Source organism: Novosphingobium guangzhouense (genome assembly GCF_002896965.1).
Lineage (GTDB): Bacteria > Pseudomonadota > Alphaproteobacteria > Sphingomonadales > Sphingomonadaceae > Novosphingobium > Novosphingobium guangzhouense.
The window spans coordinates 1-1,004 of the sequence record NZ_LYMM01000009.1 but is presented as its reverse complement, the minus strand read 5'-3'; the positions used below and the strand labels follow the sequence as shown (position 1 = coordinate 1,004).

The window sequence follows — 1,004 nt, the reverse complement described above, 5'->3', positions numbered from 1 at the left end:
GAAGATCCCGACGCACCCGCCCCCCATCCCCTGGTTCATGCCCTTGTCTGGAATATCCCGCCCGAGGTGGGCGGCCTGCCCGAGGGTGCGATCGTACCCGACGGGGATGGTGCGGCGGACGGCAGCGACGTAGGACGGAACAGCTATCTCGCCGAGGGCTGGCTGCCGCCTGATCCCCCCAAGGGCCATGGTGTGCATGACTATGTGTTCCAGCTTTTCGCGCTCTCCGAGGTTCCTGTCATCGAAGCCAACCCGGGTCGCTCCGCGTTTCTCGAGGCAATACACGGTAAAGTCCTTGCCGCCGGCTTCCTCATCGGGACCTACTCGCGCGATGAGCCGGCAAGTTCGGGTGTTGCCGGAGCCGGGCTGCGGCCGGCAGGAGTCTAGGTCACCATGATCGACGACAATGACCGGGCCTGGATGCGTGAGGCCATTAAATTGGCGAAAACGAAAGGAACAGCGCCGCAGGACACACCGATTGCGGCCATCATCGTGCTGAATGGTCGCGAGCTGTCCCGTGCGGTCAACAAGACCGAGGAGACTTGCGACGCGACGGCGCACGCCGAAATGATGGCTTTTCGGGCAGCAGGATCTGCGCACGGCGACATGGACCTTCGCGGCGCGACGCTCTACTCGACCCTGCAGCCATGCGGCATGTGCACGATGGCCTCGATCTGGGCCAAGGTGGGTCGCATAGTCTACGGTGCGGGTCGCGACGACGTTCACCAGATGTATTTCGAGGACCGGCACCTCGACACCATGGACTTCATCAGGGACGCATTTCGTGACGACCTGCCCTTGAAGGCGGATGCTTGCGGGCGGAATGTGCCGCCCTCTACTTCGCGCCGGGCGACGAGGTTCCGGTGGAAGAACAGGGCAATCTCTGAAAAGCGAAGATGGCCACGACCAGCGGTCGGACATAAAAGACCATCGTCTCGTAGGATCTGACCCATGTGTAACCGCGCCCGCATGAAAGGTGAGATCGAGACGATCTGGGGATCCGT

General features: G+C 62.5%; 1 protein-coding gene and 1 pseudogene. Both read left to right on the top strand.

Annotated elements, in window-relative coordinates; all coding sequences use genetic code 11:
* The coding region (locus tag A8V01_RS04155; RefSeq protein WP_146037175.1) for a YbhB/YbcL family Raf kinase inhibitor-like protein at nucleotides 1–387 on the top strand (387 nt) is incomplete at its 5' end.
* A gap of 6 nt (nucleotides 388–393) precedes the next feature.
* Nucleotides 394–887, top strand: a pseudogene (locus A8V01_RS04150) (nucleoside deaminase).
* Nucleotides 888–1,004: the final 117 nt, after the last annotated feature.